The sequence below is a fragment of the Streptomyces sp. 184 genome, assembly GCF_045781775.1.
Lineage (GTDB): Bacteria > Actinomycetota > Actinomycetes > Streptomycetales > Streptomycetaceae > Streptomyces.
On the sequence record NZ_CP123230.1, the window covers coordinates 6,673,474 to 6,693,581 of the forward strand.

Genomic DNA, 20,108 nt, shown 5'->3' on the forward strand with positions numbered 1-20,108 from the left:
AGAAGCCGCGGCCCTACAGGCCCATCGACTTGGCGACGATGGAGCGCATGACCTCGCTGGTGCCGCCGTAGATGCGGGTGACGCGGGTGTCGGCGTAGAGGCGGGAGATCGGGTACTCGTTCATGTAGCCGTAGCCGCCGTGCAGTTGCAGGCACTTGTCGATGACGACGGCGGCGCGCTCGGTGCAGAAGAGCTTGACGGCGGCGGCGTCGGCGACGCCCAGCTCGCCCGCGTCGTGCGCGTCCAGCGCGCGGTCGACGTACGCCTGCATGGCGTCGACCTCGGCCTTGCAGTCGGCGAGGACGAACTTCGTGTTCTGGAACTCCGCCACCGTGCGGCCGAAGACGGTGCGCTCCCTGACGTACTCCAGCGCGAAGCGCACGGCCGCGGCGGCCTGGGCGTACGCGCCGACGGCGATGCCGAGGCGCTCCTGCGGGAGGTTGTGGGTGAGGTACGTGAACGCCTTGCCCTCCTCGCCGAGCAGGTCGGCGACGGGCACCTTGACGTCGGTGAAGCTCAGCTCGGCGGTGTCGGAGGACTTCAGCCCGAGCTTGTCGAGCTTGCGCCCCACCGCGTAGCCGGCGGCGGAGGTGTCGACGACGAGGATGGAGATGCCGCCGCGGCGGTCCTCGGGGGTCGGCGGGGCGGTGCGGGCGCAGACGAGGACGCGGTCGGCCTGGACGCCGCCGGTGATGAAGGTCTTGGCGCCGTTGAGTACGTAGTGCGTGCCGTCGTCGGAGAGCTTCGCGGTGGTCTTCATGCCGGCGAGGTCGGAGCCGGTGCCGGGCTCGGTCATGGCGATGGCGGTCATCATGTCGCCGGAGGCGAAGGGGGGCAGCCAGCGGCGCTTCTGCTCCTCGCTGCCGTACTTGAGCAGGTACGGCAGGCACAGCGCGGTGTGGACGGAGGAGCCGCCGAAGGAGACGCCGGCGCGGGCGCACTCCTCGCTGATGACGGCGTTGAACTTGAAGCTCCGCTCGCCGGCGCCGCCGTACTCCTCGGGCACCTCGATGCCGAAGACGCCCAGCTCGCCGAGCTTCTTGTACAGCTCGCGGGGGACGGCGCCGGCCTCCATCCAGTCGTGGTAGTTCGGCACGACCTCGGCGGCGATGAAGTCCCGGATGGTCTCGCGGAACGCCTCGTGGTCCTCGTTGAACACCGTCCGCCGCATGGTCCTCGCCTCCCGGGGCAACTCCGACTAAGCGCTTGCTCAGTCGAAGCTACCTGCGAGTCACCACGGCTGTCCAGGCCGCATCGCTGCGGCGGGGGTCACAGCCCGGCCGCACGGCCACAGCCCTGACCGCGAGGCGCCGCACCGGCCGCGCGGTCACCGCTCCGGCTGCGGGGCCGCCGCGAAGGCGCCGCGGGCCAGGCGGTGCAGGAGGGCGGCGGTGGCGGTGCGGTCGGGCAGGGTGCCGCGGGCGCCGAGGTGGGGCGTGGAGTTGAGGAGGCCGAAGACCGCGTGCACGGCGGTACGGGCCGCGCCCTCGGTCAGGCCCGGGTACACCTCCCGTACGACGTCGACCCACAGCTCGACGTACTGCCGCTGCAACTGGCGTACCAGCTTGCGGTCCTCGTGGCGCAGCCGGTCCAGCTCGCGGTCGTGCAGGGTGATCAGCGGGCGGTCGTCCAGCGCGAAGTCGATGTGGCCGCTGATCAGCGCGTCGAGCGGGGCGTCCGGGGCGGCTCCGCGCACCGACGCCCGCGTGCGGCCCGCCTCCAGCAGCCGCTCGCTGATGCCGACCAGCAGCTCCGCGAGCATGGCGTCCTTGCCGGCGAAGTGCCGGTACAGGCCGGGGCCGCTGATGCCGACCGCCGCGCCTATCTCGTCCACGCCGACCCCGTGGAAGCCGCGGTCCGCGAAGAGGCGGGCGGCCTCGCGCAGGATCTGCTCGCGTCGGGTGGGGGTGGGGGCCTCGGTGCTCATGGGGACCATTGTAGACAGCCTGGTTAGTGAGCGTTAACCTTGGGCACACGGCGTTAACGACAGCTAACCTGCTTGTCGGCCAGTCCGTCCGGCCCGGTCACTCCGGCCGTACGGCTCACCTAGGGAAGGGCGCGCCCCCGTGGACCACGCACCCGTGCTGACGACCGCCGCGGACCCCGCCGGCCCGGCCGGCGCCGCCTGGCGGACGAACGAGGAAGCGCACCGCGCGCTCGCCGGCGAGCTGTACGACAAGCTCGCCGCCGCCCGCGCCGGCGGCGGCGAGAAGGCCCGCGCCCGGCACACCGCCCGCGGCAAGCTCCTGCCCCGCGACCGCGTCGACGGCCTGCTCGACCCCGGCTCGCCCTTCCTGGAGCTGGCCCCGCTCGCCGCCGACGGCATGTACGGCGGCGCCGCGCCCGCCGCCGGGGTCATCGCCGGCATCGGCCGGGTCAGGGGCCGGGCCTGCGTCGTCATCGCCAACGACGCCACCGTCAAGGGCGGCACGTATTACCCGATGACGGTCAAGAAGCACCTGCGCGCGCAGGAGATCGCGCTGGAGAACCGGCTGCCCTGCGTCTACCTCGTCGACTCCGGCGGCGCCTTCCTGCCCATGCAGGACGAGGTCTTCCCCGACCGCGAGCACTTCGGCCGGATCTTCTACAACCAGGCCCGCATGTCCGGCGCCGGCATCCCGCAGATCGCCGCCGTCCTCGGCTCCTGCACCGCCGGCGGCGCGTACGTCCCGGCGATGAGCGACGAGGCCGTCATCGTCCGCGACCAGGGCACGATCTTCCTCGGCGGCCCGCCCCTGGTGAAGGCCGCCACCGGCGAGGTCGTCAGCGCCGAGGAGCTGGGCGGCGGCGAGGTGCACTCCCGCACCTCCGGCGTCACCGACCACCTCGCCGAGGACGACCCGCACGCGCTGCGCATCGTCCGCGGCATCGTCGACACCCTCCCCGAGCCCGGCCCGCCCCCCTGGTCCGTACGCGCCGCGGTGGAGCCCAAGCACGACCCCGCCGGGCTGTACGGCGTCGTGCCGGTCGACTCCCGGACGCCGTACGACGTGCGCGAGGTCATCGCGCGGGTGGTCGACGGCTCGCGCTTCCAGGAGTTCAAGGCCGAGTACGGCACGACGCTCGTCACCGGCTTCGCCCGCATCCACGGGCACGCCGTCGGCATCGTCGCCAACAACGGCATCCTGTTCTCCGAGTCCGCCCAGAAGGGCGCCCACTTCATCGAGCTGTGCGACCAGCGCGGCATCCCGCTGCTGTTCCTCCAGAACATCTCCGGCTTCATGGTCGGCCGCAGCTACGAGGCCGGCGGCATCGCCAAGCACGGCGCGAAGATGGTGACCGCGGTGGCCTGCACCCGGGTGCCGAAGCTGACGGTCGTCATCGGCGGCTCGTACGGCGCCGGCAACTACTCCATGTGCGGCCGGGCCTACTCTCCCCGCTTCCTGTGGATGTGGCCCAACGCGAAGATCTCCGTCATGGGCGGCGAGCAGGCCGCCTCCGTCCTCGCGACCGTCAAGCGCGACCAGTTGGAGGCGCGCGGCGAGGAGTGGTCGGCGGCGGAGGAGGCCGAGTTCAAGGCGCCGGTCCGCGAGCAGTACGAGACGCAGGGCAACGCCTACTACGCGACCGCCCGCCTGTGGGACGACGGCGTCATCGACCCGCTGGACACCCGCCGGGTGCTGGGGCTCGCGCTGACCGCCTGCGCCCACGCGCCGCTGCCCGCCAGGGACGGCGCGGCGCAGGGCTTCGGCGTCTTCCGGATGTGAGGGGGAGGGTGACGGTGTTCGAGACCGTTCTGCTGGCCAACCGGGGTGAGATCGCGGTACGGGTCATCCGTACGCTGCGTGCGCTCGGCATCCGCCCCGCGGCGGTGTTCACCGACGCGGACGCGGACGCCCGGCACGTACGCGAGGCCGCCGCGGCCGGCGGCACCGCCGTGCGGATCGAGAGCTATCTGTCCGTCGAGGAGCTGCTGCGCGCGGCCCGCGAGACGGGCGCCGAGGCGGTGCACCCCGGCTACGGGTTCCTCGCCGAGAACGCGGAGTTCGCGCGCGCGTGCGTGGCGGCCGGGCTGGTCTTCGTCGGCCCGCCGGCCGGTGCCATCGAGCTGATGGGCGACAAGATCCGCGCGAAGGAGACGGTGCGGGCGGCGGGTGTGCCGGTGGTGCCGGGCTCGTCGGGCAGCGGCCTGTCGGACGCCGAACTGGCGGCGGCGGCGCGGGAGATCGGCCTGCCGGTGCTGCTGAAGCCCTCGGCGGGCGGCGGCGGCAAGGGCATGCGGCTGGTACGGGACGAAGGCGCGCTGGCGGACGAGATCGCGGGCGCGCGGCGCGAGGCGCGGGGTTCGTTCGGCGACGACACGCTGCTGGTGGAGCGGTGGATCGACCGGCCGCGGCACATCGAGATCCAGGTGCTGGCGGACGGCCACGGGAACGTGGTGCACCTCGGCGAGCGGGAGTGCTCGCTCCAGCGGCGGCACCAGAAGATCGTCGAGGAGGCGCCGTCGCCGCTGCTGGACGAGGCGACCCGGGCGGCGATGGGCGCGGCGGCGGTGGAGGCGGCGCGGTCCTGCGGGTACGCGGGCGCCGGGACGGTGGAGTTCATCGTGCCGGGCGGGGGCGCGGGCCCCGTCGCGTACTACTTCATGGAGATGAACACGCGGCTCCAGGTCGAGCACCCGGTCACCGAGCTGGTCACGGGCCTCGACCTGGTGGAGTGGCAGCTCCGGGTGGCCGCGGGGCAGCAACTGACGTTCACCTCGGACGAGGTGGTGCTGGACGGGCACGCCGTGGAGGCGCGGATCTGCGCGGAGACGGCGCGCGTGGCGGAGGACGGCACGCGGGTCGACTTCCTGCCCTCGGCGGGCCGGGTGCGGCTGCTGCGCGAGCCGTCGGGTCCCGGCGTGCGGGTCGACTCGGGGCTCGCGGAGGGCACGGAGGTCGGCACCGCGTACGACCCGATGCTGGCGAAGGTCATCGCCTGGGGCCCGGACCGCACCACCGCGCTGCGCCGGCTGCGGACGGCCCTGGCGGACACGGTGGTGCTGGGCCTGGACACGAACGCGGGCTTCCTGCGGCGGCTGCTGGCGCACCCCGCGGTGGCGGCGGGGGACCTGGACACGGGCCTGGTCGACCGCGACGCGGCCCGCCTGGCGGCGGTTTTGGTGCCGCCGGAGGCGTACGCGGCGGCGGGGCTGCTGGCGCAGTCGGCGCTGGAGTCGGCGGCGCGCGAGCCCGCGGGCCCGGCGGGCTGGACGGATCCGTTCGCGGAGCCCTCGGGCTGGCGCGCGGGCGGCCCGCCCGCGTGGACGGTGCGGTGGTTCCGCGGGCCGGGCCGGGATCCGGTCGCGGTACGGGTCCGGGGGCTGACGACGGCCGCGGAGGTACGCACCGGCGACGACGCGGCGGAGGACTCGGCGGACGGCGCGGCGACCGTACGGGCCCGGCTGCGGCAGAGCGAAAGCGGCACCGTCACCCTCGAACTCGACGGCGTCACCCACCGGTTCACCCTCGCCCCCGCCGACGACCCCGGCGCCGGCCCCGGCCCCGGCCCCGAGGGTCTTTGGCTCGGGCGCGACGGCGACGCCTGGCACCTCCTCGCCCACGACCCCGTCGAGGCCGCGCTCCGCGGCGGCGCCCTCGCCGCCGGGGCCGACGCGCTCACCGCGCCGATGCCCGGCACCGTGACCGTCGTCAAGGCCGCCGTGGGCGACCGCGTCGCCGCCGGGCAGAGCCTGCTCGTCGTCGAGGCGATGAAGATGGAGCACGTCATCTCCGCCCCGCACGCCGGCACCGTCGCCGAGCTGGACGTCGTCGCCGGCGGGACCGTGGCCATGGACCAGGTCCTGGCCATCGTGGTGCCGGACGACGACCAGGAGGGCCCGCGATGACCGACTCCCCCCTCCCCATGCGCGTCCCCGCCGCCGGGCTGCCCGCCCGGGTCCGTATCCACGAGGTCGGCCCCCGCGACGGGCTCCAGAACGAGAAGGCCACCGTCCCCACCGACGTCAAGGCCGAGTTCGTGCACCGCCTGGCCGCCGCCGGCCTCACCACCGTCGAGGCGACCAGCTTCGTGCACCCGAAGTGGGTGCCGCAGCTCGCCGACGCCGAGGACCTCTACCCCCGCCTCGCCGGCCTCACCGGACCGGAGAGCGGCGTCCGCCTCCCCGTCCTCGTACCGAACATCCGCGGCCTCGATCGCGCCACCGCCCTCGGCGCCCGCCGCGTCGCCGTCTTCGCCAGCGCCACCGAGACCTTCGCCCGCCGCAACCTCAACCGCACCGTGGCCGAGTCCCTGGCGATGTTCGCCCCGGTCGTCGCGCGGGCCAAGGAGGAGGGCCTGCACGTCCGCGGCTATCTGTCGATGTGCTTCGGCGACCCCTGGGAGGGGCAGGTCCCCCTGGCCCAGGTGGTGCGCACCGCACGCGCGCTCGCCGACATGGGCTGCGACGAGCTGAGCCTCGGCGACACCATCGGCGTCGCCACCCCCGGCCACGTCTCCGCGCTGCTCGACGCCCTGGCCGCGGACGGCCTCGGCGCCGGCCGGCTCGGCGTCCACTTCCACGACACGTACGGCCAGGCCCTGGCCAACACCCTCGCCGCGCTCCGGCACGGCGTCACCACCGTCGACGCCTCCGCGGGCGGCCTCGGCGGCTGCCCGTTCGCGAAGAGCGCGACCGGCAACCTCGCCACCGAAGACCTCGTGTGGATGCTCCAGGGGCTCGGCGTCGAGACCGGCGTCGACCTCGACCGGCTCGTCGCCACCAGCGTCTGGATGGCCGACCGCCTCGGCCGCCCGAGCCCGTCCCGCACCGTGACCGCCCTCTCCCACAAGGAGTGACCCCGATGACGCCGAGTCTCGACCACCGCCTCTCCCCCGAGCTGGAACAGCTCCGCCGCACGGTCGAGGAGTTCGCGCACGACGTGGTGGCGCCGAAGATCGGCGACTACTACGAGCGGCACGAGTTCCCGTACGACATCGTGCGCGAGATGGGCCGCATGGGCCTGTTCGGCCTGCCGTTCCCCGAGGAGTACGGCGGCATGGGCGGCGACTACCTGGCGCTCGGCGTCGTGCTGGAGGAGCTGGCGCGGGTCGACTCCTCGGTGGCCATCACGCTGGAGGCGGGCTGCTCGCTGGGCGCGATGCCGGTCTACCACTTCGGTACGGAGGAGCAGAAGCGCACCTGGCTGCCGAAGCTGTGCTCCGGCGAGATGCTGGGCGCGTTCGGCCTGACGGAGCCGGAGTGCGGCTCGGACGCGGGCGGTACGCGCACCACGGCGCGCCTGGACGAGGCGGCCGGCGAGTGGGTGATCAACGGGACGAAGTGCTTCATCACCAACTCCGGTACGGACATCACCGGCCTGGTCACCGTCACCGCCGTCACCGGCAGGAGCGAGGCGGGCAAGCCGGAGATCTCCTCGATCATCGTGCCGTCCGGCACCCCCGGCTTCACGGTCGCCGCCCCGTACTCCAAGGTCGGCTGGAACGCCTCCGACACCCGGGAGCTGTCCTTCTCCGACGTCCGCGTCCCGGCCGCGAACCTCCTCGGCGAACGCGGCCGGGGCTACGCCCAGTTCCTGCGGATCCTGGACGAGGGCCGCATCGCGATCGCCGCGCTGGCCACCGGTCTGGCGCAGGGCTGCCTGGACGAGTCGCTGGCGTACGCGGAGCAGCGCCACGCCTTCGGCCGGCCCATCGGCGCCAACCAGGCCATCCAGTTCAAGCTGGCCGACATGGACCTGCGCGCCCACACCGCCCGGCTGGCCTGGCGGGACGCGGCGTCGCGGCTGGTGCACGGCGAGCCGTTCAAGAAGGCGGCGGCGCTGGCGAAGCTGCACACCTCGACGGTGGCGGTGGACAACGCGCGGGAGGCGACGCAGATCCACGGCGGGTACGGGTTCATGAACGAGTACCCGGTGGCGCGGATGTGGCGGGACTCCAAGATCCTGGAGATCGGCGAGGGCACCAGCGAGGTGCAGCGCATGCTGATCGCCCGCGAGCTGGGCCTGCCGCCCACCGCCTGACGGGCCGCGGGCGGTCGCCGGGAGGCGGGCTCACGGCCAGAGTTCGGCCTTGTGGACGTACCGGAAGCCGGAGCGCCACTGGAGTTCGACGTACGCCATGGGCTTGTCCTTCGGGTTGCCGTACGTGTCGAAGCCGATGGGCCCGCCGAGGCCGCGGACCTCCTTCGTGGTGCCGAGCTGGAGGAGCATCTGCCGTACCGCGCCCGCGTCCACGGGGTCGTCGCCGTCCGGCCCCGTGGCGAACTCCACCGCCTTGACCAGCGCCAGCATCGCGTCGTACCCCATGATCGCCTGCCCGCTCTCCAGCGGCCCGTCGCCCGCCGCGCAGGCGCCGCGGCGGGCGCCGGGGCGGAAGTCGGCGCAGTAGCGGTCGGCGAAGTCCGCGAGGGCGGCGGCGTCGCCGGCCTCGGGGTGGGCGTAGGCCGTATACCGTATGCGCAGCCCCTGGGCGCCCCAGCGCTCCAGGTCGGGCGAGTCGAAGTACAGGCCGAGCGCGCTGGACCCGGACACCACGGCCAGCTTGCAGCCTGGCTGCTGCCCGAGGGCCTGGACGAACTGGCGCAGGGCGCGCCCGCGGGCGGCGAAGTAGACGGCGTCCAGTTCCTCCCGGGCGCGGCAGACCTGGTCGGCGATGTAGGTCAGCGCGTTGGCGGTCGAGCTGCGGCCGGACTCGAAGGAGTAGCCGTCGTCGGTGGCGAGCCGCACGCCGCGTTCGGCGACGGCCTGTTCGAAGCCGTCGCGCAGCGCCTTGTTGTAGGTGTCCCCGGCCTTGATGTCCTTGACGACGTCGACCCGGTAGCCGGGGTCCTCGCGCTGCCGCTCGGCCAGCTCGCGCGCGGCGATGGCGGCCTGCTGCGCGGTGGGCTGGGAGACGCGGAAGAAGTCGGGGTCCTTGCGCGCCAGTTCGTCGGCGGCGACCGTCGCGCCGACCATCGGTATCCCGGCGCGGCGCAGCCGCCGCACCGTCGCGACGGTGGACTCGACGCTCTGGCCCAGGCCCGTGACGGCGACCAGGTGCTCGTCGCCGCGCGCCCTGCCCTCCAGGTCGCGTACGACGCGCTCGTAGTGCGCCCCGCCCTCCCCGGTGTTGGCGAGCAGCAGCCGCACCTTCGGCGACGGGCCCTCCTCCGCGCGCGGGTCGTCGGCGTCGAGCCGGTTGTGGGCGCGCTGCGCGAGGTACGCGCCCTCCAGCGCCTGGCGGACGACGGTCGGGTCGCGGTCGTCGGCCCGTCCGCCGGTGCCGCCGCCGTCCGCGCCGTGGGTCATGGACTCGACGTACGCGATGCTCACCGACGCGGCGCCGGAGCGCTCGACGCGCTCGTTCTCCTCCCGGATCCGGCGGGTGACCTCGTCCAGTTCGCCGTCGAAGGAGTACGCCCCGTCGGTGACGCCCACGCACTCGCCGCCCAGCCGCACGACCCCGGCCGCGCACTCCTCGTCGCCGCCGAGGGTCCTGGGCAGGAACCAGGCCAGCGCGCCGAGCGCGACCACGGCCACGAGCACCACCGCTCCCCAGGGCGTCGTGCCGCCGCGCCCCAGCCGCCTGTCACTCACCGGGCTTCTCCTCGTACTGTCGCGCCTGGTCCAGCAGCGCCGGGGTGCCGCCGCCGAAGGGGCCGTAGGCCAGCGTCATGAAGCGGGCGTTGATCTCGCCGTAGAGCTGGCCGTAGAGGTCTTCGAGCGGGTTGCGGTACGGGTCGCCGACGTGGTCGGTCTCGGGCGACTCGGCGGGCTCGGGCGCCATCCAGCTCGCCACCAGCAGCCGGGTAACGGTGCGCTCCCGGCTCTCGACCTCGTCGGTGCTGAGGAAGCCGAGCAGCCCCTCGTACCGCTGCTGCGGCGAGTCGGCCTGCGGGGCGTGCGCGTGGATGCGGGCGCGTACCGGCGCGCGGCGCAGCCGGACGAGGAGGCGGCACCAGCGGGTGGCGTCGGCGTCGCCGAAGCGGTCGTTGAGGAAGCGGGCGGCGGCGTGCAGGTCCTCCAGCGCGAGCCGGTGGTACGCCTCGATCTCCGGCAGCCCGCGCTCCGCGGCGTCGCGGCGCAGGGCCTCGTGGGCGTCCCGCCAGCCGCCGGTGGCCTCCAGACGGCGCAGGAGCAGCAGCCGCAGCAGCGGGTGGAGGGTCTGGAGCGGGCCGTCGGCGGCGCTGTCGCGGGTGCGTACGTGCATGGTCTGGAGCACGTCGCCGGAGAACGCGCCGACGGCGTTGCGCAGCGCCGTCTCGCCCTCCGCCCACAGCGGGCCCGCGGCGACGGCGCGGGCCAGGTCGGTGGCGGCGGCGCAGCGCGGCAGGGCGTCCCACAGGCCGGTCTCGCGGGCGTCCCTGGGCAGCAGGCGCTCCAGCAGGGTGGTGACGAGGGGCGAGTCGGGGGCGAGCACGCGCTGGATGCGGGTCTCCCAGGACTGGCGGTCTTCGGTGGCGAGCAGTTCGTCGAAGAGGTGGCGGGTGGCCAGGGGGTGGCCGCGGGTCACCTCGTACGCGGCCCAGCCCAGCCACTTCACGCCGGCGTCGGGCAGGAGTTCACCGGGATCGCCGTCGGGGGCGCCGGCCCCGGCCGCGCCGTCGGCCCGCAGCACTTCGAGCGCCTGCGCCTCCACCTCCTCGCGCCGCAGGTCGCGCAGTTGCCCGACGCACAGCCCCGGGGCGAGCCGCTTGGGCCGGAAGCCGGGGTCCTCGGGGTCCCACCAGCCGGGATAGCGGCCGGGCTGCGGCTTGTAGCCGAGCGCGGGCTTCTTGAGCGCCTTGGGGTAGGCGGCAGCGGCGGCGAGGACGACGAGCGGGTCGGTGCGCCCGGCCGGCTCCCCGGGCTCCCCCGGCCGCGGCTGGATGCCCGTTCCCTCCTGCCGGGCCTGGCGCGCTTCGAGCAGCAGCTCCAGCAGGTCGCCGCCGAGCTGGTGTTCGGCGTTGTCGAGGAGCACGAGGCAGCGGGTGTCGTGGACGCGGGCGCTGTGCCCGCGCCCGTACGCGCGGCAGAGGTCGTCCAGGAACGCGCGGGCGAGGTCCTGCTCGGCGCTGCGCCGGGTGGCGGGGTCGTGGAAACGCTTCTTCAGGTCGACCAGGTAGTCGAGGTAGCCGCGGTGGCGCGCGTCGCGCAGGGCCCGGCCGAGGCGCAGCCGGGCGAGCCCGAGCGCGAACGCCCGCCGGCCGCCCGGCACGAGCAGCAGGGGCGCGCGCAGCGGCGCCGGTATGCCCAGCATGCCGGCGGCCTCCACGAGCCGGTTGACGAAGGCGCCGTCGCCGCCGTCCGCCGGGACCGGCGCGAGGGCCCTGACCATGGCACGGGCCGCCGCCTTCCGGCTGTCCAGCGGCACGTCGGCCCGGACGGCGACGGCCTGCACGCCGAAGGAGGGGAAGGTGAGCCGGGGCCAGCCGCGCTTGCGTGCGTGCAGGTCGAAGACCAGCTCGGCGAGTACGTCGAAGCAGGTGGCGTTGTGCTGCCGGTGCACGGCGATGTCCTGGAGGGAGGCGGGCACGTCGTCCCACGCACTTCGTAAGTGCCGCAGCAGGGTGCTCTTGCCGCTGCCGCGCGGGCCCAGCACCAGGGTCACCGGCTGCTGCTCGTCGGCGGGCGCGGGGTACGTGAGCCGCAGGAACGCGGGCCGGAAACGGCGCCGCAGCGCGGTGCCCACGTACTCGGTGACGACCCGGTCGCGCCGGGAGCGCCCCTCCCACCCCTGGCCCATGCGCAACTCCTCGTCCCCGTCCACGCTGACGGGGTACCAGATTATGGGAACGTACCGTTTCCTGACGGCTTCTTGACGCACTGATCCGGAACGTGGCCCCACCTCACGGGAGAGGCGGACGCACATGACCGACCGTACGGAGCAGGCACGCGAGCCCCTGGCGCCCCGGGAATCGACCTGGCTGGGCGGCAATCCGGGCGACGGCTGGTACGAGATGACCGAGGGCCTGATCCGGCTCCTCGACGGCCGCGACCCGGCGCTGCGGCTGTCGCTGGCGGCCGGGGGCGGGCGGGAGAACCTGGCGCGGATCCGGGACGGCGCGGGCGAGGTGGGGATGAGTACGGACGTGGTGACGGCCGCGGCGTACAACGGCGGGCCGCCGTTCGACGCCCCGATGCCCGGCCTTCGGGTCCTGGGCACGGGCTGGTCGGCGCTGCCGTACAACCTGCTGCGGGCGGCGGACTCCGATGCCGTGCCCGGCGGGCTCAGGGAGGCGATATCCGGGCCGCCCAGCGGGCGGTTCGGGGCGCCGCCGGAGGACACCACCGACGAGCTGATGTTCCGTGCCGTCGTCGCGCACTACGGCACCTCGTACGACGGCATCCGCGCCCGCGGCGGCCGGGTGCTCCTCGACGGCTACGACGCGCTGGTCCGCGCGCTGCACGCGGGCGAGGTCGACCACGTCTTCGGCGCGACGACGCTGCCCGCCCCCAGCATCGCCGCCGCGGTCGGCGGCGCCCGGCGCCTCGAACTCGCCCCGCTGCCCGCGGACCTCGTCGCCCACCTCGCCCGCCGCTACGGCTGCACCCCCGGCGTCATCCCCGCCGGTACGTATCCGGGCCTGCACACCGGGGACGTGGCGACGTGCTTCGCCGGGACCGTCCTGGTGGTCTCCGCGGACCTGGCCGACGACACGGCGTACGCGCTGACCCGGCTGCTGCTCGGCGCCCTCGTCCGACTGCCCGACGTGCATCCGTCGCTCGCCGCGTTCAACCCGAACACCGCGTGGCGCAACGTCCCGGCACCGCTGCACCCGGGCGCCGCGCGCGCCTACCGGGAGGCGGGGTTCATGGCCTGATTCCGTCGCCGCGGCGGGATCGTCCGCGACCCCTCTGGGAAGGTCAATTAGGTTAGGCTAGCCTAATCGGCGTCGACGGCCCGGCAGGGCCACCGTACGCACGAGAGAGACTCGCCATGCCCCGAGCCCGCGCCCGCCCGCTCTCCCGCCGCAGCCTGCTGGCCGCCGGCGGCGCCACCGGCCTCACCGCACTCCTCGCCGCCTGCGGCGACGACGGCGGCTCCGGCGGCGGCGACGCGAAGGGCGGCCCCTGGTCGTTCGAGGACGACCGCGGCAAGACGGCGAAGGCGGACGGCACGCCGCGGACCGTCGTCGCGTTCACGGGCACGGCCGCCGCCCTGCACGACTACGGCGTCGAGTGCGCCGGGGTGTTCGGCCCGACCAAGACCGCGGACGGCAAGCCGGACGTGCAGGCCGGGGATCTGGACGTCGACAAGGTCGAGATACTCGGCAACGCCTGGGGCCAGTTCAGCATCGAGAAGTACGCGGCGCTCGCGCCCGAACTGATCGTCGCCCCGACGTTCGACGCCGCGGGCACCCTCTGGTACGTACCCGAGGAGTCCGCCGGCAAGATCCTCAAGCTGGCGCCCAGCGTGGCCGTCAGCGTCTACGACCGGCCCATGACCGAGCCGCTGGAGCGCACGCTCCAGCTCGCCGGGTCGCTCGGCGCCGACACCGGGTCCGCGCGGATCAAGGCGGCCAGGAAGCGCTTCGAGGACGCCGCCGGACGGCTGCGGGAGGCGGCGAAGGCCAGGAAGGACATCAAGGTCCTCGTCGGCTCCGGCAGCGCCGACCTCTTCTACGTCTCGGGCACGAACCTCTCCGCCGACCTGGAGTACTTCAAGCAGCTCGGGGTGAACTTCATCGAGCCGCCGGAGTCGGCGAAGAAGAACAGCGGCGGCTGGTTCGAGGAGCTGAGCTGGGAGAACGCCGACAGGTACGACGCCGACCTGATCATGCTCGACAACCGCACCGCCACGCTCCAGCCCGGTGCCCTGAAGGCCAAGCCCACCTGGGAGCGGCTGCCCGCGGTCCGGGCGGGCCAGGTCGTCTCCCGCGTCACCGAGCCCGTCTACTCGTACGACAAATGTGCGCCGGTCCTCGAAGACCTGGCCGACGCCCTTGAGAACGCCAGGAAGGTGAGCTGACGTGACCACGGAACCGACCGCGCAGACGGAGGAGCCGGCGGCCGACGCCGCCGCCGAGCCGTTCCGCTTCTTCCGCCTCGAAGTCGCCCGCACCGAGCGGCTCAGCCCCACCCTCCTGCGGATCACCTTCGGCGCCGACGGCGACGGCAGCCTCGACGGCTTCGCCTCCGGCGGCTTCGACCAGAGCCTGTCGCTGTTCCTGCCGCACCCCGGCCAGGCGGAGCCGGTGATGCCCACGGGCCCGGACTGGTTCCAGGAGTACCGCGCGCTCGACCCGGGCGTACGGGCCGTGCTGCGCTCGTACACGGTGCGCGCCCAGCGCCCCGGCGAGGTGGACATCGACTTCGTGCTGCACACCGACCCCGCGGGCCCCGCCGCGCAGTGGGCGAGCGAGGCCGAGCCGGGCGACTGGATCATCGCGCTGGGCCCGGCGGTGCCCGACAACACCGGCGTACGTTTCCGGCCGCCCGAGGGTACGGATTTCGTCATCGTCGCCGCCGACGAGACGGCGCTTCCGGCCGCCGCCGCGATCCTCCAGGCGCTGCCGGAGGGGCAGCCGGCGAAGGTGTGGATCCGGGTGCCGCACACCGACGACGCGATCAAGCTGGACACCGCCGCGGACGCCGAGATCACCTGGCTCACCGGCGCCACCGGCGGCGTGGTCGACGCGCTGCGCGCCGCGGAGCTGCCGGAAGGGACGCCGTACGCCTGGCTCGCGGGCGAGGCGGGGATGGTGCGGGAGCTGCGCCGACAGCTCGTCCGGGAGCGGAAGTTCGACCGCCGGGCGGTCGCCTTCACCGGCTACTGGCGCCGCGGCGCCTCCGAGGACCAGTTCCGCTACGAGGCCGAGGATACGGACGCGGAGGGGTGAGCCCGCACACAGTGGCCGAAACGACGGGGGCGAGGGCCCTAGGCCGAATTACTTAGGTTAGGCTTCCCTAAGTTTCTGGCCCCCGTCGTGAGGACAGCATCCATGAGGTCCCACCTGCTCAACGACCGCACCGCCGGCACCTACCGTCGTACGGTCACCGCAGGCGTCGAGCACATCGCGGCCCGACTGGCCCATGCAGACCGCCCGTTCACGGGCATCACACCCCCCACCCTCGCCCCGGTCGTCAACGCCGTCGACCTCGACCTCCCCCTCGGCGACGCCGACGCCGCGCTGGCCGAGCTGGACCGGCTCTACCTGCGCGACGCCGTCTACTTCCACCACCCTCGCTACCTCGCCCACCTCAACTGCCCCGTCGTCATCCCCGCGGTGCTCGGCGAGGCGGTGCTCTCCGCCGTCAACTCCTCCCTGGACACCTGGGACCAGTCCGCAGGCGGCACGCTCATCGAGCGCCGCCTCGTCGACTGGACCGCCGAGCGCGTCGGCCTCGGCCCGGCCGCGGACGGCGTGTTCACCTCCGGCGGCAGCCAGTCCAACCTGCACGCGCTGCTGCTCGCCCGGGAGGAGGCGTGCGACGGCGTACGCAAACAGCAGGGCGCCGGGCTGCGCACCGCCGAGATCCTGCCCCGGCTGCGTATCCTCGCCTCCTCGCACGGCCACTTCAGCGTCCGCAAGGCCGCCGTGCTGCTCGGCCTCGGCCAGGAGGCCGTCATCGAGGTGCCGTGCGACGCCGAGCGCCGGATGCGGCCCGCCGCGCTGGCCGCGGCGCTCGCGGAACTCCAGCGCGACGGCCTCGTCCCCATGGCCGTCGTCGCCACCGCCGGCACCACCGACTTCGGCAGCGTCGACCCGCTGCCGCAGATCGCCGGGCTGTGCGCCGGGTACGGCGTGTGGCTGCACGTGGACGCGGCGTACGGCTGCGGGCTGCTGGTCTCGGGCCGGCGCCGGCACCTGCTCGCCGGCATCGAGCGCGCCGACTCGGTGACGGTCGACTTCCACAAGTCCTTCTTCCAGCCGGTCAGCTCCTCCGCCGTGCTGGTACGGGACCGGGCGACCCTGCGGCACGCGACGTACCACGCCGACTACCTCAACCCCGAGCGGATGGTCGCCGAGCAGATCCCCAACCAGGTCGACAAGTCCCTCCAGACCACCCGCAGGTTCGACGCGCTCAAGCTGTGGCTGACGCTGCGCGTCATGGGCGCCGACGGCGTCGGCGCGCTCTTCGACGAGGTCTGCGACCTCGCGGGGGCGGGCTGGCGGCTGCTGGAGGAGGACCCCCGCTTCGAGGTCGCCGTCCGGCCGCAGTTGTCGACGCTGGTCTTCCGCTACGTCCCGGGCGGCACGGCCGGCACCGGCGCCGACCCCGCGCTGGCCGACCCGTCGCTCGCCGACCCCGCTCTCGCCGACGCCGCCAACCTGCACGCGCGCGAGCAACTGGCCGCCTCCGGCGCCGCGCTGGTCGCCGGCACCAAGGTCGACGGCCGGCACTACCTGAAGTTCACGCTGCTCAACCCCGAGACGACCACCGAGGACCTCGCCGCCGTCCTCGACCTCATAGCCGAGCACGCCGCCGCCTACACGGGAGAATCCCTTGTCCCCGACGTCCCCGCAGTCACCGACGTCCCCGCAGTCCCCGCAGTCCCCGAAGCAGCCGCAGCCCCCGCAGCCGGCGTCCCCGCAGTCCCCGCGGTCCCGGTCCGCTGAGCGCCGGGTCCACGACTTCGTCGCCGTCGGTCTCGGCCCGTTCAACCTGGGCCTGGCCTGTCTGACCGACCCGGTCGACGGACTCGACGGCGTCTTCCTGGAGCGCAAGCCCGGCTTCGACTGGCACTCCGGGATGTTCATCGAGGGCAGCACGCTCCAGACGCCGTTCATGTCGGACCTGGTGACGCTGGCCGACCCCACGTCCCCGTACTCCTTCCTCAGCTACCTGAAGGAGACCGGGCGGCTGTACTCCTTCTACATCCGCGAGAGCTTCTATCCGCTGCGCGAGGAGTTCAACGACTACTGCCGCTGGGCCGCCGCCAAACTCCCGAACGTGCGCTTCGGCGAGGAGGTCACCGCCGTCGAACGGGACGCCGCGGACGGCACGTACGTCGTGCGCACCGCCCGGGGCACGTACCGCGGGCGCCGGCTGGTGCTGGGCACCGGCACGCCGCCGTATGTGCCGGAACCCTGCCGCGGCCTCGGCGGCGACCTCCTGCACAACAGCCGCTATCTGGAGCACAAGGAGCGGTTGCGGGCCAAGGAGTCGATCACGATCGTCGGCAGCGGGCAGAGCGCCGCCGAGATCTACCACGACCTGCTCCAGGACCTCTCCCCCGACGGCTACCACCTCACCTGGGTGACCCGCTCGCCGCGGTTCTTCCCGCTGGAGTACACCAAGCTGACGCTGGAGATGACCTCGCCCGAGTACGTCGACTACTTCCACGCGCTGCCCGGGCCCGTCCGCGACCGGCTCGGCCCCGCCCAGAAGAACCTCTACAAGGGCATCAACACCGAGCTGATCGACGCCATCTTCGACCTGCTGTACGTCAAGTCCCGCCGCGGCCCGGTGCCCACCCGGCTGCTCACCAACACCGCGCTGGTCTCCGCCGGCTACGCGGACGGCACGTACACCCTGGGCCTGCGCCACGAGGAGCAGGGCCGGGACTTCGACCTGGCCACCCAGGGGCTGGTGCTCGCCACCGGCTACCGCTACGCCGAGCCGGCGTTCCTCGCCGGCATCTCCGACCGCCTCGCGCGCGACGGGCAGGGGCGCTTCGCCGTCGCCCGCAACTACACCGTCGACCGCGCGGGCCGCGAGGTCTTCGTCCAGAACGCCGAGCTGCACACCCACGGCTTCGCCGCCCCCGACCTCGGCATGGCCGCGTACCGCAACTCCTGCATCATCCGGGAGATGACCGGCCGCGAGGTCTACCCGATCGAGAAGTCCATCGCCTTCCAGGAGTTCGGAGCGCCGGCCTGATGAACCTCACCCTGCGCCCCCTGGACCCGGTCCGGGACGCGCCGCTGCTGCACACCTGGGTCACCCACCCCAAGGCCGCCTTCTGGCTGATGCAGGGCTGCACGCCGGAGGAGGTCGAGAAGGAGTACGCGCGGATCGACGCCGATCCCCACCACGACGCCTTCCTCGGCCTCGCCGACGGCACCCCCGCCTTCCTCGCCGAACGCTACGACCCGGCGCACCGCGAGCTGGTCGGCGTCCACGACGCCGAGGACGGCGACGTCGGGATGCACTTCCTGACCGCGCCCACCGGCACCCCCGTGCACGGCTTCACCCGGGCGGTGATCACGGCGGTGATGGAGTGGCTCTTCGCCGACCCGGCGGTGCGCCGGGTGGTGGTCGAGCCCGACGCGCGCAACACCGCCGTGCACGCGCTCAACGAGGCCGTCGGCTTCCGGGTGGCGCGCCGCGTACGGATGCCCGGCGAACCGGGCAAGCCCGGCAAGGAGGCGCTGCTGAGCTTCTGCACCCGCGAGCAGTTCGCGGCGTCGCAGGCGGCCGGGCCCCCGGACGCCACCGGCCACCTCACCCCGGACCGCTGGGAAGAGGCCACCCGTCGGCTGCTGGCCAAGGCGATCGGGGAGTTCACCCACGAACGGCTGCTGACGCCCGAGCCGCGGGGGGTCGGCTCGTACGCGCTACGGGCCGGGGACGCCGAATACCGCTTCGAGGCCCGGCGCTACGCGCTGGACCACTGGCGCGTCGACCCGCGCACCGTCACCCGCCACGCACCCGGCGACCCGCCCGGCGGCTCCGGTCTCGACGCGCAGCGGTTCTTCACCGAGCTGCGGGGGCCGCTGGGGCTGAGCGCCGAGGTGCTGCCCGTCTACCTGGAGGAGATCACCTCCACGCTGGCGAGCACCGCGTACAAGCTCGCCGGGCCGGAGGACGCCGACCTGGCGACGGCCGACTTCCAGCGGATCGAGGCGGGGATGACCGAGGGCCACCCCTGCTTCGTCGCCAACAACGGCCGCCTGGGCCTGGGCGCGGCGGACTACCGCGCGTACGCCCCCGAGACCGGCGCGCGCACCCGCCTCGTCTGGCTCGCCGCCCACCGCGACCGGGCGACCTTCACCTGCGCCGCGGACCTCGACCACGAGACGCTGCTGCGCGCGGAGCTGGGCCCGGGGGTGCGCGACGGGTTCGCGGCCCGGCTGCGGGGCCTCGGGCTCGACCCGGACGACTACCTGCTGATCCCCGCGCACCCCTGGCAGTGGGAGCACAAGCTCTCCGTCACCTTCGCCGGCGAGGTCGCCACGCGCCGGCTGGTGTACCTCGGCGAGAGCGCGGACACGTACCAGCCGCAGCAGTCGATACGTACCTTCTTCAACACCTCCGCGCCCGGACGGCACTACGTCAAGACCGCGCTGTCCGTGCTCAACATGGGCTTCATGCGCGGGCTGTCGGCCGCGTACATGGAGGCCACCCCGGCCATCAACGACTGGGTCGCCGGGCTGGTCGACCAGGACGAGGTGCTGCGCGGCACAGGCCTGGTGATCCTGCGCGAACTGGCCGCGGTCGGCTACCGCCACGAGGCGTACGAGGCCGCCACCGCCCCCGGCTCGCCGTACCGCAAGATGCTCGCCGCGCTGTGGCGGGAGAGCCCGGTGCCGCGGCTCGCCGAGGGGCAGCGTCTGGCGACGATGGCGGCGCTGCTGCACACCGACCGCGCCGGCCGGCCGCTGGCGGCGGCGCTGATCGAGGGCTCGGGGCTGGCGCCGGAGGTGTGGCTGCGCCGCTATCTCGACGCGTATCTGACGCCGCTGCTGCACGCCTTCTACGCGTACGGGCTGGCGTTCATGCCGCACGGCGAGAACGTCATCCTCGTGCTGGACGAGTCGGGGGCGGTGGAGCGGGCGCTGTTCAAGGACATCGCGGAGGAGGTCGTGGTGATGGACCCGGACCTGCCGCTGCCGGCGGCGGCGGAGCGGATCCGGGCCGAGGTCCCGGACGACATGCAACTGCTGTCGGTCTTCACGGACGTCTTCGACTGCTTCTTCCGCTTCCTCGCGCCGCTGCTGGACGAGGCGGGGGTGCTGGGCGAGGAGGACTTCTGGCGGACGGTCGCGGAGTGCGCGCGGGACTACCGGGCGGCGGTGCCGGACCTCGCGGACCGGTTCGAGCGGCACGACCTGTTCGCGCCGGAGTTCGCGCTGTCGTGCCTCAACCGGCTCCAGTTGCGCGACAACCGGCAGATGGTGGACCTGACGGACCCGTCGGCGGCACTCCAGTTGGTGGGCACACTACGCAACCCCTTGGCCCCGTACGGAGGCAGCTAACCCCATAACCCCGCACACCCGCCCAAGGGTAGGCCGCCCCACCGACAACGCGCCGCCGGCA

14 protein-coding genes are annotated in these 20,108 nt (G+C 73.8%); 10 read left to right on the forward strand and 4 right to left on the reverse strand.

Annotated elements, in window-relative coordinates; genetic code table 11:
* Positions 1–13: 13 nt before the first annotated feature.
* Together QBL21_RS28330 and QBL21_RS28335 are read right to left on the reverse strand one after the other, a co-directional pair.
* Positions 14–1,171, reverse strand: a complete 1,158-nt coding sequence (locus tag QBL21_RS28330) for an acyl-CoA dehydrogenase family protein (RefSeq protein ID WP_407565072.1) — start codon at positions 1,169–1,171, stop codon at positions 14–16.
* A 156-nt stretch (positions 1,172–1,327) separates the two neighbouring features.
* Entirely contained in the window at positions 1,328–1,927 is a 600-nt protein-coding gene (locus QBL21_RS28335; protein WP_407565073.1) for a TetR/AcrR family transcriptional regulator, read from the reverse strand.
* A 139-nt stretch (positions 1,928–2,066) separates the two neighbouring features.
* Here QBL21_RS28335 and QBL21_RS28340 point away from each other — a divergent pair, with 139 nt between their 5' ends.
* From QBL21_RS28340 to QBL21_RS28355, 4 genes are read left to right on the forward strand one after another with little or no spacing between them, the layout of a single operon-like run.
* Positions 2,067–3,707 carry a carboxyl transferase domain-containing protein gene (locus QBL21_RS28340; protein ID WP_407565074.1) on the forward strand — a complete coding sequence of 547 codons (1,641 nt, stop codon included), beginning with the start codon at positions 2,067–2,069 and terminating at the stop codon, positions 3,705–3,707.
* Positions 3,708–3,721: 14 nt separating this feature from the next.
* On the forward strand, positions 3,722–5,830 hold the full coding sequence (locus QBL21_RS28345; protein ID WP_407565075.1) for a biotin carboxylase N-terminal domain-containing protein: 2,109 nt from the start codon (positions 3,722–3,724) through the stop codon (positions 5,828–5,830).
* Complete coding sequence (locus QBL21_RS28350) at positions 5,827–6,780, forward strand: hydroxymethylglutaryl-CoA lyase (protein WP_407565076.1); 954 nt, start codon at positions 5,827–5,829, stop codon at positions 6,778–6,780. Before QBL21_RS28345 ends, QBL21_RS28350 begins: the two co-directional genes overlap by 4 nt.
* A gap of 5 nt (positions 6,781–6,785) precedes the next feature.
* The gene (locus QBL21_RS28355) at positions 6,786–7,964 is read left to right on the forward strand and encodes an acyl-CoA dehydrogenase family protein (RefSeq protein WP_407565077.1); all 1,179 of its coding nucleotides are present in this window, start codon (positions 6,786–6,788) and stop codon (positions 7,962–7,964) included.
* Between the two features lie 30 nt (positions 7,965–7,994).
* Here the strand turns inward: QBL21_RS28355 and QBL21_RS28360 are convergent, their stop codons facing one another.
* Positions 7,995–9,518: an ABC transporter substrate-binding protein gene (locus QBL21_RS28360; protein ID WP_407565078.1), complete on the reverse strand. Its 1,524-nt coding sequence runs from the start codon at positions 9,516–9,518 to the stop codon at positions 7,995–7,997.
* Positions 9,511–11,670 carry an ATP-binding protein gene (locus QBL21_RS28365; RefSeq protein ID WP_407565079.1) on the reverse strand — a complete coding sequence of 720 codons (2,160 nt, stop codon included), beginning with the start codon at positions 11,668–11,670 and terminating at the stop codon, positions 9,511–9,513. Before QBL21_RS28365 ends, QBL21_RS28360 begins: the two co-directional genes overlap by 8 nt.
* Before the next feature lie 100 nt (positions 11,671–11,770).
* Here QBL21_RS28365 and QBL21_RS28370 point away from each other — a divergent pair, with 100 nt between their 5' ends.
* The 6 genes from QBL21_RS28370 (at position 11,771) to QBL21_RS28395 (ending at position 20,047) form a co-directional block, all read left to right on the forward strand.
* On the forward strand, positions 11,771–12,724 hold the full coding sequence (locus QBL21_RS28370) for a TAXI family TRAP transporter solute-binding subunit (RefSeq protein ID WP_407565080.1): 954 nt from the start codon (positions 11,771–11,773) through the stop codon (positions 12,722–12,724).
* A gap of 116 nt (positions 12,725–12,840) precedes the next feature.
* Entirely contained in the window at positions 12,841–13,872 is a 1,032-nt protein-coding gene (locus QBL21_RS28375) for an ABC transporter substrate-binding protein (RefSeq protein ID WP_407565081.1), read from the forward strand.
* A gap of 1 nt (position 13,873) precedes the next feature.
* Entirely contained in the window at positions 13,874–14,743 is an 870-nt protein-coding gene (locus QBL21_RS28380; protein ID WP_407565082.1) for a siderophore-interacting protein, read from the forward strand.
* 102 nt (positions 14,744–14,845) lie between these two features.
* On the forward strand, positions 14,846–16,465 hold the full coding sequence (locus QBL21_RS28385) for a pyridoxal phosphate-dependent decarboxylase family protein (RefSeq protein ID WP_407565083.1): 1,620 nt from the start codon (positions 14,846–14,848) through the stop codon (positions 16,463–16,465).
* Positions 16,353–17,729, forward strand: coding sequence for a lysine N(6)-hydroxylase/L-ornithine N(5)-oxygenase family protein (locus tag QBL21_RS28390; protein ID WP_407565084.1), 1,377 nt, complete (start codon positions 16,353–16,355; stop codon positions 17,727–17,729). The genes QBL21_RS28385 and QBL21_RS28390 overlap by 113 nt, the downstream gene beginning before the upstream one ends.
* A complete protein-coding gene (locus tag QBL21_RS28395) occupies positions 17,729–20,047 on the forward strand; it encodes a GNAT family N-acetyltransferase (protein WP_407565085.1) in 2,319 nt (772 codons plus the stop codon). The genes QBL21_RS28390 and QBL21_RS28395 overlap by 1 nt, the downstream gene beginning before the upstream one ends.
* The last annotated feature ends 61 nt before the right edge of the window (positions 20,048–20,108 follow it).